Source organism: Amycolatopsis sp. (assembly GCF_035276945.1).
GTDB lineage: Bacteria > Actinomycetota > Actinomycetes > Mycobacteriales > Pseudonocardiaceae > Amycolatopsis_E.
On sequence record NZ_DATELF010000158.1, the window covers coordinates 33,449 to 45,848 of the forward strand.

Annotated in this window: 13 protein-coding genes; 7 read left to right on the top strand and 6 right to left on the bottom strand. The window is 70.6% G+C overall.

All coding sequences use genetic code 11. The features are described from left to right. The first annotated feature begins 13 nt into the window (after positions 1-13). Positions 14-1,315: a sensor histidine kinase gene (locus tag VJT49_RS28650; RefSeq protein WP_324168061.1), complete on the top strand. Its 1,302-nt coding sequence runs from the start codon at positions 14-16 to the stop codon at positions 1,313-1,315. On the opposite strand, the gene VJT49_RS28655 is transcribed toward VJT49_RS28650, so the two are convergent. The 3 genes from VJT49_RS28655 to VJT49_RS28665 all read right to left on the bottom strand — a co-directional run bounded on the left by VJT49_RS28655 (position 1,293) and on the right by VJT49_RS28665 (position 4,393). Continuing rightward, positions 1,293-2,414, bottom strand: a complete 1,122-nt coding sequence (locus VJT49_RS28655) for a dihydrofolate reductase family protein (RefSeq protein WP_324168062.1) — start codon at positions 2,412-2,414, stop codon at positions 1,293-1,295. The genes VJT49_RS28650 and VJT49_RS28655 overlap by 23 nt on opposite strands. Positions 2,415-2,549: 135 nt before the next feature. After that, positions 2,550-3,218 carry a S1 family peptidase gene (locus VJT49_RS28660; RefSeq protein WP_324168077.1) on the bottom strand — a complete coding sequence of 223 codons (669 nt, stop codon included), beginning with the start codon at positions 3,216-3,218 and terminating at the stop codon, positions 2,550-2,552. Between the two features lie 119 nt (positions 3,219-3,337). Further along, positions 3,338-4,393 (bottom strand): type VII secretion protein EccE, encoded by a 1,056-nt coding sequence (locus tag VJT49_RS28665; protein WP_324168063.1) that lies wholly within the window; start codon positions 4,391-4,393, stop codon positions 3,338-3,340. A gap of 240 nt (positions 4,394-4,633) precedes the next feature. On the opposite strand from VJT49_RS28665, the gene VJT49_RS28670 reads away from it, so the two are divergent. After that, on the top strand, positions 4,634-5,239 hold the full coding sequence (locus VJT49_RS28670; protein WP_324168064.1) for a response regulator transcription factor: 606 nt from the start codon (positions 4,634-4,636) through the stop codon (positions 5,237-5,239). A 3-nt stretch (positions 5,240-5,242) separates the two neighbouring features. Here the strand turns inward: VJT49_RS28670 and VJT49_RS28675 are convergent, their stop codons facing one another. Together VJT49_RS28675 and VJT49_RS28680 are read right to left on the bottom strand one after the other, a co-directional pair. Continuing rightward, positions 5,243-6,445, bottom strand: a complete 1,203-nt coding sequence (locus VJT49_RS28675) for a serine/threonine-protein kinase (RefSeq protein WP_324168065.1) — start codon at positions 6,443-6,445, stop codon at positions 5,243-5,245. Positions 6,446-6,530: 85 nt separating this feature from the next. Beyond that, positions 6,531-7,193: a VC0807 family protein gene (locus tag VJT49_RS28680; protein WP_324168066.1), complete on the bottom strand. Its 663-nt coding sequence runs from the start codon at positions 7,191-7,193 to the stop codon at positions 6,531-6,533. A gap of 212 nt (positions 7,194-7,405) precedes the next feature. On the opposite strand from VJT49_RS28680, the gene VJT49_RS28685 reads away from it, so the two are divergent. Beyond that, positions 7,406-8,353 carry a DMT family transporter gene (locus VJT49_RS28685; protein WP_324168067.1) on the top strand — a complete coding sequence of 316 codons (948 nt, stop codon included), beginning with the start codon at positions 7,406-7,408 and terminating at the stop codon, positions 8,351-8,353. Here VJT49_RS28685 and VJT49_RS28690 read toward each other — a convergent pair. Further along, positions 8,319-9,116, bottom strand: coding sequence for a carbon-nitrogen hydrolase family protein (locus VJT49_RS28690; protein ID WP_324168068.1), 798 nt, complete (start codon positions 9,114-9,116; stop codon positions 8,319-8,321). The two genes, VJT49_RS28685 and VJT49_RS28690, sit on opposite strands and share 35 nt — an antisense overlap. A gap of 47 nt (positions 9,117-9,163) precedes the next feature. Between VJT49_RS28690 and hisD the strand changes: the two genes are divergently transcribed. Genes hisD through VJT49_RS28710 form a run of 4 tightly spaced genes read left to right on the top strand, consistent with a single transcriptional unit; the run spans position 9,164 to position 12,334 of the window. Continuing rightward, a complete protein-coding gene (gene hisD, locus VJT49_RS28695; RefSeq protein ID WP_324168069.1) occupies positions 9,164-10,489 on the top strand; it encodes a histidinol dehydrogenase in 1,326 nt (441 codons plus the stop codon). Then, positions 10,486-11,583, top strand: coding sequence for a histidinol-phosphate transaminase (locus tag VJT49_RS28700; RefSeq protein ID WP_324168070.1), 1,098 nt, complete (start codon positions 10,486-10,488; stop codon positions 11,581-11,583). The genes hisD and VJT49_RS28700 overlap by 4 nt, the downstream gene beginning before the upstream one ends. Beyond that, positions 11,580-12,179: an imidazoleglycerol-phosphate dehydratase HisB gene (gene hisB / locus VJT49_RS28705; RefSeq protein WP_324168071.1), complete on the top strand. Its 600-nt coding sequence runs from the start codon at positions 11,580-11,582 to the stop codon at positions 12,177-12,179. Before VJT49_RS28700 ends, hisB begins: the two co-directional genes overlap by 4 nt. After that, complete coding sequence (locus VJT49_RS28710; RefSeq protein ID WP_324168072.1) at positions 12,176-12,334, top strand: hypothetical protein; 159 nt, start codon at positions 12,176-12,178, stop codon at positions 12,332-12,334. The genes hisB and VJT49_RS28710 overlap by 4 nt, the downstream gene beginning before the upstream one ends. The last annotated feature ends 66 nt before the right edge of the window (positions 12,335-12,400 follow it).

The window sequence follows — 12,400 nt, forward strand, 5'->3', positions numbered from 1 at the left end:
GGGCGGTGGCTAGGTGGCGAGGGGAACCAACTTCCTGAGCGCGTTGCTGCGCCAGGGTGCGTCCGTGCTTGCGTCCACGCCGAGGGAACTGCCGCCCGAAGTGGACGATCCGGAACCGGTACCCGCCGCGCGCCGGATCGGCGCGGTCGCCGCCACCAAGGTGGAGGCGCCGAGTGATCCGCTGATGGTCAGGGCCACCCGGTACGCCGTGCTGCTACCGCTGGGCTATCGCGTCTTCGTGCTCGTGATCATGTGGGTCTGGTTCGGCGTCGCCTTCGGTCTCGCCGCGGCGCCGATGGTGACCGTCGTCGCCTGGATCGGGATCCTCGGCGGCCTCCTCAGTTTCGTCGCGGTCCTGCGCGTGCCCGATCCCAGCGGCAGGCTCACCCGGGTGCTGCTGGTCGCCGACCTGGTGTCGTCGGTCGCCGCGTCCGTGCTGATCAGCCTCACCGCCCCGGTCCAGCTGTATTGGGCGGCGGGCTGGGTGTCGATGGTGTACCTGACCGGAACGGTCGCGTTGTGGACGATGGTGCGTGGGCTACCGGCCGGGCTGTCGCTGGCCGGGCTCGGCGTCGCCGTCCAGATCGGCATGCTGTGGCGCCTGCCGAGGACCTCCTCGATCAGCTTCGCGGGCGTGGTGCGCGAGGCCGGGTTGCTGCTGGCCAGCGCGGTTATCGCGATCGGCACGCTGGTGCTGATCGGCATCGCGACCCGGCTGGCGCTGGCGATCGGCATGCGGCTCGGCCAGACGAGCGAGCGTGCCCGGACCGAGCGGATGCTCCACGACACGGTGCTGCAGGCGCTCGAAGCCATCGCGATGACCAGCGGGTGTGACGAGGCGGATTCGCGCGGGCAGCTCGCCCGTGTCCGGAACGCCGCCCGCGCGCAGGCCACCGAACTGCGCCGGGGCCTGAGCGAGAACAGCGCGCCGGACGGGCTCGCGGCCGAGCTTGCCGCGCTGGCCACGGAGATGGCGCGCGACGGCCTGCGCGCCGAACTCGCCATTTCCGACATCGGTGACGACCGGCTGTCCGAGGTTCGCCGGCTCGCGGTGCGGGACGCCGCGCGTGAGGCCATGCGGAACACGATCAAGCACTCCGGCACCCGTGAGGTGGTGGTGCGGATGGAGGAACGCGATGGCGGGGTCGCGGTGGTCACCCGGGACCACGGTGCCGGCTACGACGAGAACGCCCGGCCGCCCGGCTTCGGCGTCAGCGAATCGATGAAGGCGCGGCTGAGCGAGGTCGGCGGCTGGTGCCGGATCGAGTCCTCGCCGGGGCGCGGCACCCGCGTCACCCTGTGGGTCCCCCAGTGACCACGCCGGGAAGGTGGGCGTTCGCGCGCCGGACGAGATGGGTGAGTTCCGGCAGTTCGATCACCTCCCGGCCCGCGGCGCGCAGCAGTTCGGCGCCCTCGCAGTCGACGAACACCGCCGGCTCCCGCCACGCGAACACCACCCGGGGAATGCCGGCACGCAAGATGTGTCCGGTGCACGAAAGGTGCCGGGACGCCCTCGTGCTGCACGGTTCCAGCGAGCTGTAGATCGTGGCCCCGGCCAGCCGTGGGTCGCCGGGGGCCAGCTTCGCCAGCGCGGCCTCCTCGGCGTGGTCGTGCGGGTCGGTCTCACCGGAGTATCCGGTGGCCAGCACCTCGTTTTCGGCGTCGGTGATGATCGCGCCGACGCGGAAGGTCGAGGACGGTGGCGCGTTTTCGGCGAGTTCGACGGCTTCCTTCAGCCTGGCGAAGTCCGTCGCGGCCTGACCGGTCAGATAGCGCAGCAGGACGACGTCGCCCATCTGCCGGGTTCCGGCCAGGAGCATCGGGTTCCGGGGATTCTGCGGGAAGCGGCCGGGACCGACCACCCGCGGCGCGGCCGGGTCGCCGACGAAGAACGGTGCCAGGACCAGGTGCAGCTCATCGACCTGTCCCGCGGTCAGGAACCTGGTGTGGATTCGGCCGCCACCCTCGACCATGAGCCGCCTGATGCCGCGCCCGGCGAGGTCGGCGAGCACGGTTTCGAGGCCGCTCGCCTCCACGACGCTCGCCACGGCATGGATGCGCTCCGGAATCCTTGTGGTGTCCGGGGCGTAAACGAGTTTTTCGCTGTCACCGGTGGTGAAGAACGCCGAATCCTCGTCCAGGTTCCCGCTTCCGGTAAGGGTGACCTTGACCGGATCCGGGGGCAGCCCGCGGTCGATCCGGGCCTGGCGGCGCTTCTCGTCTCGCACCAGCAGCCGGGGATTGTCCGTGCGGATGGTGTTCGCGCCGACCAGTATCGCGTCCACAGTGGACCGAACCTGGTCGACGCGGTCGAAGTCCTCGGCATTCGACAGCACCAGCCGGTTTTCGGACGCGTCGTCGAGATAGCCGTCGAGGGAGATCGCGGCGGACAGCAGGACGTACGGGCGAGGCATGACGCCAGTCTCTCCTGCCTGGTGGTGCCGGCACCACCAGGGCTTGGGACTCGCTGACGTGGCTTGGTTCGCGGCCCGGCGTGGTAAGCGGAAAGTGCCGCGGTAACTCGCCTCCCGCTCACCACCGAAGTGGGATCAGACGCCCGCGACCTGCCGGATCCAGGAGCGGCTGGCCGAAATCTTGGCGTAGTTCTGCGTGCCCTGGGTGTTCGAACCGGAGTTCTGCCCGGTCGAGCAGACCCCGACCTGCTTGCCCCCGGAAAGCTCCGGCCCGCCGGAGTCACCGTGCCAGGCGGCTCCGTTGACGCCCCGGCTCGCGATGGCCGGCCCGCCGAAGGCGTCGCTGCTGGTACCGGTCACCTGGACGTTGGCGGACTTGAGGGTGCTCGACGGCGGGCTGCTGTTGAGGGTGCGGCCCCAGCCGTAGATCTGGTTGGTGCTCCCGACGCTCGGGTCGCTGGTCGCGAGTTGCATGTAGGTGGTGCTGATCGGGGTCGACAGGTGCAGCAGCGCGATGTCGCCGTCGGGCGAGGCCTCCTGCCGGTCCACATCGGAGTCCTTGCCCTGCCCGAGGGTCACGCTGCCGACTTTGACGTGCATTCCCGGGTCGTTGAGGCAATGCTGGGCGGTGAGCACCCATTGCGCGGCGACAATGGTTCCCGAGCATTCGAAGCCGCCGTAGGCGGTCGCGTCGTCCCAGTAGATTTGCGCTCCCCACGGTGCGTTGGATACCGTGCCACCACCGATGATGAACGGTTCCGCCGCCTCCGCGGTGGCCGTTCCTCCGGCGATCAGTGCGGCCATCAGTGCTATAGCGGTCGTTTTTCGCATGGAAAAAACCTCCAGCAGGAATAGGCACTCCAGCGAAATCCGAATATATTTCCGGGACCCGCGGCGAACTACCTACCTAAGTTGGGAAATCGCTACCTGGGCAGCGCGAGCGGCAGGGTCCGGCGCATGCCCGCCGCCTGGCGCCCGAACAGCGGGATCGCCGGGAGGCCGACCTCCGCGGCCCGCGGCGCGTTGCGGATGCCCTGGTACTTGACCAGGCGAACGGTCTTTTCGTCGCGCCACTCGCCGGATCCGGTGCGCCACAAGCTGTATGAGGCCACGGTGAGCGACGCGGTGGGTGCCTTGGCGGTGAGCATGCTCGCCGGGTCCACTTCGCCGAGCGGGGTGAAGCAGGCCTGCGTCGTGCCACTGGACGACCACGAGCGCCAGCCGTCCGTGACCACCGAGCTCAGGGTGAGTCCCCCCAGCGCGGTCCGGAGTTCGGCGGCGAGTTCACCCGCGTCGAGTACCCCGCTGCGGTAGCCGGCGCCGGCGAGCGCGGACATCACCGCGAGCGCCGCTCGGGCCGTGGTCCGCAGTTCGCCTTCTTCGCCGCCGCCCCGCAGGAGCGCGGCCAGCGGTGCCTGGCTGGCCCGGTACCGCACGGCGAGCATCCAGACCCGCTTGTCGCCGTCGGTCCGCACGATCACCTGCGTGCCGGACAAGGGGATGTCGCCGTTTTCGCAGGCCGCGCGGGCCACGGCGACCAGGGCGCCGGCCTGCGGCTCGCCCGAGACGCGGATGACCGCGGACCAGCCGTCCCCGATCCCCGCGATGCCGAACGGGTGGCCGGCCCGGTCCCGGTGCTGGCGCAGCCGGAAGTCGTGCACGAGCACCCGCAACGGGTCGGTGGTGAGGTGATCACCATGCTGCAACAGGCGGTAGGAGATCCACACGAAGGCCCAGCCGGCCAGGTGCCGCTCGGCGAACCGGATCGAAGTCGCCGCCACGACCGACGCGGCGAGAGCGATGAGGAGGAACAGCGCGGCCTGCCCCGGCGGGTGGAAGACCAGCGGCACCGCGACCGCGGCCGCCCAGGCCACGATCTGGCCGGGCCCGACGGGCCACAGCCATGAACGGGGCCCGCCCTGCGCGTGGTTCGCACCCTCCGGGCGTGCCAGCGGGACAGGGATCTCGCCCGTCGTCAAGGTCGGCGCCCCCTTCAAGCCGTGATGCGAGACGTTGTTCAAAACGTGAGACCGGCAATTCTGATGATGGTGGACAACGCGGTACGAGGACGGGAACCGCGATCCTCGCCGACCGGTGCGGACGACGGGTGCCACGGCCTGGCTACCCGACCCCAAGTTATGGATGACTTGGATGACACTGAGAATAGACTGTTCGGCGCCACTCGCCTGACGGGAAAAGTGCCTACAGGAGGCGAAGAAATGATCAGGGCTGGGGTGATCGAGGACCATCCGCTGTATCGAGCGGCCGTGGCCGCCGTGCTGACCCAGGCCGAGGACATCGACGTGGGACCGGTCGCCGACTCGGTCGCGGGCTTCGCGCTCGCGCGGGAGCCCGCCGGATGCGTCGTCGTGCTCGACCTGAAACTGCGGGGCGTCGCGGACTCGGCGGCCGTGCACAAGGTCGTCGGTATGGGGCACAAGGTGCTCGTGGTCTCGGCGCACGCGGGTCAGGAGGAGGTCCTCGGTGCGATTTCGGCCGGCGCGCGCGGCTACCTGTCCAAGCACGCCGACGGCGCCGACATCCTGCACGCGGTCCGTGAGATCGCGGCCGGGAACACCTACGTTTCGCCGACGCTGGCGTCGTATCTGCTGAACTCCACGAGGGGCCTGCGCAGTGTGCTGTCCGAGCGGGAACGGCAGGTGCTTTCCCTGCTGGCCGCCGGGGAGCGGGACGCCGACATCGCCGAGGCGATGGCGATCAGCGTCCGGACCGTGCGCTCCTACCTCGAACGGATCCGCGACAAGACCGGCCGCCGCCGCCGTCCCGAACTGACCCGGCTCGCGATCGAGGAAGGCATCACCTGACGCTCAGCGGTCCGCCGTCCTGGTCTTGGTCCTGGCTTTCCCGTTGCCCTTGCGGGGTTCCGTGGCCGGGGAGTCGGAGATGATGATGGTCGTGGAGGTGATCGATGGGGTCGCGTCCTGCCCCGCGGCCTGCGGATCGGCGCCGGGTGGCTGGGTGGTGCTCCTGCCGAGGTCCGCATTGCCGCCGACGCGGGCAACGCTCCGGCCCGGCGAGTCGGGTGCCGGCCGGTCCGCCTGCCCCGGGACACCCGGTGGCGAACTGACGGTCGACGTCACAGCCGGCACCGAAGGGGGCTGCGGAGACACCGAGTCCTGTTGCTCGTGCCCGCTCAGCAGCAGCGCCGATCCGGCGGCCACCACGGCGATCCCACCGGCTGCCGCGCCGAGTACCGCCCACCTGCGGCGGGAAGTCACCGGAGCCGAATCGATGGCGCGCCTGCCCGCCAGGATGGCGGCGCACTCCGCGATCGAAGGTCTTTCCTCGGGCTTGCTCGCGGTCATCAGGCGAAGCACGGACGCCAGCGGCTCGGCCAGTTCGCCGGGAATTTGCGGCGGCCGGTGCAGCCGGGCGATGGCCCCTTCCACGCCCGAGCCGTCGTACTCGGGCCGCCCGGTGACGCACTCCAGGAGGACCAGCCCGAGGGAGTACACGTCCACCGCCTGGGTGGCGTCGACGCCGAGCACCTGCTCCGGTGCCAGGTAGCCGACCGTGCCCATGATCTTCCCGGCCTCGGTCACCCGCGCGGTGGCGTTGATCAACCGCGAGATGCCGAAGTCCGCCAGGAAGGCCCGCCCGTCGTCGGCCAGCAGCACGTTCGACGGCTTCACGTCGCGGTGCACGATGTCGTTCGCGTGCACATAGGCCAGGACCTCGGCCAGTTCCCTGCCCAGCGCCGGCACCTCGGTCGCCGGCAGGGGACCGTCGGCGAGCCGCGAGGCCAGGGCTTTTCCCTCTACCAGCCGCATGACCAGAAATGGCTCGCCCTCGTCGAACCCGGCGTCGTGCACGGTGACCAGCCCGGGGTGGTCAAGCTTGGCCAACAGCTTGGCCTCCGCCTCGAAGCGCACCCGCCCGGCGTCGTCCGTGCTGGACCGGAACACCTTGACCGCGACCTCGCGGTCGAGCCGGGTGTCGAGCGCTCGGTAGACATCGGCCATGCCACCGACGCCGAGCCGTCCGGTGCACTGATAGCGATCAGCTATCATCCGCCGACGGAACCGGGTGTCGGACCTCATACTCGAAGGACCATACCTTGGTGACGGCCTGCTCGCAGGCTGTTCGACTAGTCCATCAGGGGGTTGCTGCCGCGGCCTTGGATCCCATGCGCAGCACGATTCCCTCACCGCGCAGCGCCCGCCGGAACCACAGCAGCGAGATCACGATCGCCAGGCCGACCACGCTCCACGAACCCGCGGTCGACACCATCAGGAAATCGCCGACGGTCGCCTCGGCCAGCATCCACAGCGTGGTGACGCCGTTGGTCAAAAACACCAGCGCCCAGAACAGCGAAAGCCTGCGGAAGATCCGGACCACGCGGGGATGCTCGCTGAAGGCGGCGGGGAAGGCGCAGAAGTCGTCGGCCAGCTTGGCGATGAAGGGGCGGCCGAACGGCAGCGACCCCACCAGCACGATGGCGACCAGGAAGTTCTGCAGCGTCGGCTGCAGGAAGTACAGGAAGACGCTGCCGGTCATCAGCCCGAGCACGGTCCGGCCGATCAGCAGCCCGGTGGTGAGCACCAGTACGGCCGGCACGGGGCGGCGCAGCACGATCCGGCGCGCGACGGCGAGCATGGACCAGGACAGGGCGGCGATCAGGCCGCCGCTGAAGCCGACGGTGATCAGCATCAGGTAGAACAGGCCCAGCGGCACGATCGTCGATTCGAGCAGGTGCTTGGCACCCTGCCGGATCAGCGAACCGAAGTGGGGCAGGTGCACGGTCAGGTGTGGTGGCATAGGCCTGGCTGTCTCTTTCGGGGTGGAGGCATCCGCGGCTGGAGTGCGCTCAATGTACCCGCCCTGCCTGTCAAATCTACATGGGCTGTGGCGCTCGGCGCGTCACGCTACGGCGGCAGTGCGTCGCCGGAGGTGACATTCCAGCTTCTTTGTCCGTATCCGGGAAGACGCACGGGGGCCGGATACGTTGCACATACCAGGAGGGCGTGCGGATGACTCAGGAGTGGGCGAACCTGGTGGTGGCCGTGCCCGCGGCGATCGCGGGCGCGTGTTGCATGGGCCTGGCCAGCGCCACGCAGGCGAAGGCGACCAAAGAGGTCCCGATCGAGAAGACCCTGCACCCCAAGCTGCTGGTCGACCTCGCGCGCAGGCCGCTGTGGCTGATCGGCATCGGCGCGACCGTGGCCGGTCTCGGCCTGCAGCTGGTCGCCCTCGGCTTCGGGCCGTTGATGCTGGTCCAGCCGCTGCTGGTGACCGCGCTGCCGTTCGCGAGCTGGTTCTCGGCCTGGCTGAACCGGCGGCCGATGGACCGCTTGGTGCTGCTCGGCACGCTGATCTGCGTCGCCGGGCTGTCGTCGTTCCTGGCGCTGGCGCGACCCAGCGACGGCTCCAACCAGCTGCTGCCCGGCGGGCACCTCGTCCCGCTCGCCATCGCGCTCGGCGTGGCCGCGCTGGCCGGCCTGGCCTGGTCGTGGCTGGCCACCGGGCCGACCAGGGCGCTGGGGCTGGCGCTGGCCACGGGCTTGTTCTACGGGGTGACGGCCGGGTTGATGAAGGTCGTGGCGGGCGACCTCCGGACCGGCTGGGAGGCGACCTTCACCCACTGGTCGCTGTACGTGGTGTGCGTGGTGGGGCCGATCGGGTTCCTGCTGTCCCAGAACACCTTCCAGCAGGGACGGCTGATCGCGCCCGCGCTGGCCGTGATCACCACGGTCGACCCGTTGGTGGGGGTCGCCATCGGGGTGTGGTGGATGCGGGAGTCGGCGGCCACCGGAGCGGCCGTGCTGGCCGGTGAGCTGATCGCGGCGGTCGTGATCGTGGTCGGCATCGCGCTGCTGTCGTGGCGCAGCAGCCACCCGTCCCCGGTCGAGGAAGGCGGCGAGACGGAAGTCGCGCGGGTGCCGGCTAGGCCAGCCTTCGGTTTGCCAGTGCGCCGGTAGCGGCCCTGGCCCGGTCCGCGACGGCGGGGTCGATTTCGACCGTCGCCGTGTCCCGGCCGGGACCGAGCTGGGCGTGCACCCGGCCGAAACCGTCGGCCACGATCGAGTAGCCGATACCGGTCGGTGCCTTCGGGTTCACCGCGACCCCGGTCGCGGCCGGATCGGCCTGGCCGCAGCCCAGGACCCAGCACCCCGAGTCGAGCGCGCGGGCGCGCACCAGCACCTCCCACTGCTCCCGCTTGCCTTCACCCGCGCCCCAGGACGTGGGCACGACGACGGCCGCCGCGCCCTCGTCGGCCAGCCTCCGGAACAGTTCGGGGAACCGGATGTCGTAGCAGGTCGCGAGCCCGAGCGTGACGCCGTCAACGGTCACGGTGACCACTTCGCCGCCGGGTGCCACGGTGTCCGACTCGCGGAAGCCGAACGCGTCGTAGAGGTGGATCTTGTGGTACCCCAGGTGCTGGCCGAGGCCGGTGACGAGCAGCGTGTTGTGCACCCGGCCGTCCTCGGCGAGCGTGAACATACCGGCGACCACGAGCACGCCGTGTTGCTGCGCGATCGTGGCGACCGACTTCGCCCATGGCCCGTCGAGCGGTTCGGCGAGCGACTTGATCGGCACGCCGAACCGGGCCATCGCCGCCTCCGGGAAGACCACCACCCGCGCGCCTTCACCGGCCGCGCTCGCGACGCCCCGCCGGATCTCCTCGAGGTTCTCCGCCGGGTCCTCGCTGGACGTGACCTGGCACAGGGTTATCCGCAGCACAGCACCTCCCTGGTCGGGCGTGGCCTCCCGGCTCGTACCCTGGACCCATGTTAAGCCGCACCGACCTGCGTGGACCGCTCCCGTCAGCCGCCGAACTGCGCGCCCGCCTGCCACGCGCCGAGGTGGACGTCGACGCCGTGCTGCATCAGGTGCGGCCGGTGGTGGAAGCGGTGCGTGAGCGCGGGGTCGACGCGGTGCTCGAATACGCCGAGCGCTTCGACCACGTGCGGCCCGAGACCGTCCGCGTGCCCGTGCCGGAACTGTCCCGTGCATTGTCCACATTGGATTCCAATGTGCGCGCCGCGCTCGAGGAGTCCATCGCCAGGGCGCGAAAGGTGCACGCCGACCAGCGCCGCGCCGACGTCGCCACCACGGTGACCGAAGGCGGCACCGTGACCGAGCGCTGGGTGCCCGTCGAGCGGGTCGGCCTGTACGCGCCCGGCGGCCTGGCCGTGTACCCGTCGAGCGTGGTGATGAACGTGGTGCCCGCGCAGGTGGCGGGCGTGGGCTCGCTCGTGCTGTGCTCGCCGCCGCAGGCCGAGTTCGGGGGCCGCCCGCACCCGGCCATCCTCGCCGCCGCCGCGCTGCTCGGCGTCGACGAGGTCTGGGCGGTCGGCGGCGCGCAGGCCGTCGCGCTGCTCGCCTACGGCGGCACCGATACCGACGGCGCCGATCTGGTCCCGGTCGACCTGGTCACCGGACCGGGCAACGTCTACCTGACCGCCGCGAAACGGATGCTGCGCGGGCTGATCGGCATCGACTCCGAGGCCGGGCCCACCGAGATCGCGATCCTCGCCGACGACACGGCCGACCCGGTGCACGTCGCCGCGGACCTGATCAGCCAGGCCGAACACGACACCCTCGCGGCCAGCGTGCTGGTCACCACCTCCGAAGAACTCGCCGACGCGGTGGACGCCGAACTGGCCACCCGGGCCGCGGCGACGAAACACAGCGACCGGGTCACGCAAGCGCTGCGGGGCAAGCAGTCCGGCACCGTGCTCGTGTCCACTGTGGACGACGGGGTGCGGGTGGTGGACGCCTACGCCGCCGAGCACCTGGAGATCCAGACCGCCGACGCCCGCGCGGTCGCCGCGAAGGTGCGCAACGCCGGCGCGGTGTTCGTCGGGCCGTACGCGCCCGTCTCGCTGGGCGACTACTGTGCCGGTTCGAACCACGTGCTGCCCACCGGCGGGTTCGCCCGGCATTCGTCGGGGCTGTCCGTGCAGAGCTTCCTGCGCGGCATCCACGTGATCGACTACGGACCCGAGGCGTTGCGCGAGGTCGCGGACAAGGTGGTCGCGCTGGCCAACGCCGAAGACCTACCCGCGCACGGCGAGGCCGTGATCGCGCGTTTCGCGAAGGGAACCCGTTGACTTCCCAGGACGTGAAGCTGGAAGACCTCCCGCTCCGGGAGGACCTGCGGGGCCGCACCCCCTACGGCGCGCCGCGGCTGGACGTGCCGGTGCGGCTCAATGTGAACGAAAACCCGTACCCGCCGCCGCGGGAGCTGGTCGACGACGTCACCGAGGCCGTCCGAGAGGCTGCCGCGGGACTGCACCGCTACCCCGACCGGGACGCGATCGCGCTCCGGCAAAGCCTGGCCGCGTACCTGACGCGGTCGACCGGCGTGCCGCTGACCGAGCGGAACCTGTGGGCGGCCAACGGTTCCAACGAGGTCCTGCAACAGATTCTGCAGGCCTTCGGCGGGCCGGGGCGCAGCGCACTGGGCTTCGAGCCGTCCTACTCGATGCACCCGATCATCGCCGCCGGTACCCGCACCGACTGGGCGCCCACCCCGCGGCGGCCCGACTTCTCGCTGGACACGGCGCGGGCGGCGGAGATCGTCGCGGAGCGGAAGCCGGACGTGGTGTTCGTGACCAGCCCGAACAACCCGACCGGCGGCTCGATCCCACTGTCCGAAATAGAACGGCTGCTGCGGTCTTCGCCCGGGATCGTGGTGGTGGACGAGGCGTATGCGGAGTTCTCCGCCCAGCCCAGCGCCGTCGAGCTGCTCGAGGTCTTCCCGGCCAAGCTGATCGTCTCGCGCACGATGAGCAAGGCGTTCGCCTTCGCCGGGGGAAGGCTCGGCTACCTCGCCGCCGCTCCGGCCGTGGTCGACGCGTTGCAGTTGGTCCGGTTGCCCTATCACCTTTCGCTGCTCACCCAGGCCGCCGCGTCGGCCGCGCTGCGGCACGCCGACGCGACGCTCGCCTCGGTGGCGAAGCTCGCCGCGGAACGCGACCGGGTGGCAGAAGCGTTGCTGGGTCTGGGTTTCACGCCGGTGCCCAGTGATGCCAACTTCATCCTCTTCGGACCGTTCAGCGACGCGAAGGCGAGCTGGAGGTCCTATTTGGACAACGGAGTGCTGATCCGGGACGTCGGCGTCGAGGCGCACCTGCGGGTGAGTATCGGCACCCCGGAGGAGAACGACGCGTTCCTGGCGGCGAGCAAGGAGGTTCCGCGGTGAGCCGGGTCGGCAAGGTTTCCAGGACCACCAAGGAGTCCGAGATCTCGGTCGTGCTCGACCTCGACGGCACCGGCCAGGTGGAGATCGCCACCGGCGTGCCGTTCTACGACCACATGCTGACCGCGTTCGGCGTGCACGGCTCGCTGGACTTGACGGTCGAGGCCACCGGCGACGTGCACATCGACGCGCACCACACGGTCGAGGACACCGCGATCGTGCTCGGCCAGGCGATCCGGCAGGCGCTGGGCGACAAGAAGGGCATCCGGCGGTTCGGCGACGCCTGGATCCCGATGGACGAGACCCTGGCGCACGCCGCCATCGACGTGTCTGGCCGCCCCTACTGCGTGCATCTCGGCGAGCCCGCTGAGTTCAACACCTTCATCATCGGCGGGAACTACCCGTTCGTGCTGACCCGGCACGCGTTCGACTCGCTGTCCTTCCACGCCCAGATCGCGCTGCACGTCCGCGTCCTGCACGGCCGCGACCCGCATCACATCGCCGAGGCCCAGTACAAGGCGGTCGCGCGGGCACTGCGCGCCGCCACCGAGCCCGACCCGCGCGCGGGCGGCATTCCGTCGACGAAGGGTGTGCTGTGAGCAAGGAGACGATCGGGATCCTGCTGGTGGCGCTGGCGGGCTTCCTGATCGGCGGCGTGTACAGCACCTGGAAGACCGCCAAGCTCATGGCCGCCGTCCTCGGTGTCGCCGCCCTGCTGGCCATCGGCGGCGCCGTCGCCTGGTTCGTCGGCTGACCCCGCGCGAGTCGGGCTTTCGGGACACGCGAGTCGGGCTCCCGCGACGGGCGAGTCGGGCTTTCG

Coding starts and splice junctions, on each gene's coding strand:
- VJT49_RS28655 (WP_324168062.1), bottom strand. CDS start 2,414: ATGCCTCGCCCGTACGTCCTGCTGTCCGCCGCGATCTCCCTCGACGGC.
- VJT49_RS28660 (WP_324168077.1), bottom strand. CDS start 3,218: ATGGCCGCACTGATCGCCGGAGGAACGGCCACCGCGGAGGCGGCGGAA.
- VJT49_RS28670 (WP_324168064.1), top strand. CDS start 4,634: ATGATCAGGGCTGGGGTGATCGAGGACCATCCGCTGTATCGAGCGGCC.
- VJT49_RS28675 (WP_324168065.1), bottom strand. CDS start 6,445: ATGATAGCTGATCGCTATCAGTGCACCGGACGGCTCGGCGTCGGTGGC.
- VJT49_RS28680 (WP_324168066.1), bottom strand. CDS start 7,193: ATGCCACCACACCTGACCGTGCACCTGCCCCACTTCGGTTCGCTGATC.
- VJT49_RS28685 (WP_324168067.1), top strand. CDS start 7,406: ATGACTCAGGAGTGGGCGAACCTGGTGGTGGCCGTGCCCGCGGCGATC.
- hisD (WP_324168069.1), top strand. CDS start 9,164: ATGTTAAGCCGCACCGACCTGCGTGGACCGCTCCCGTCAGCCGCCGAA.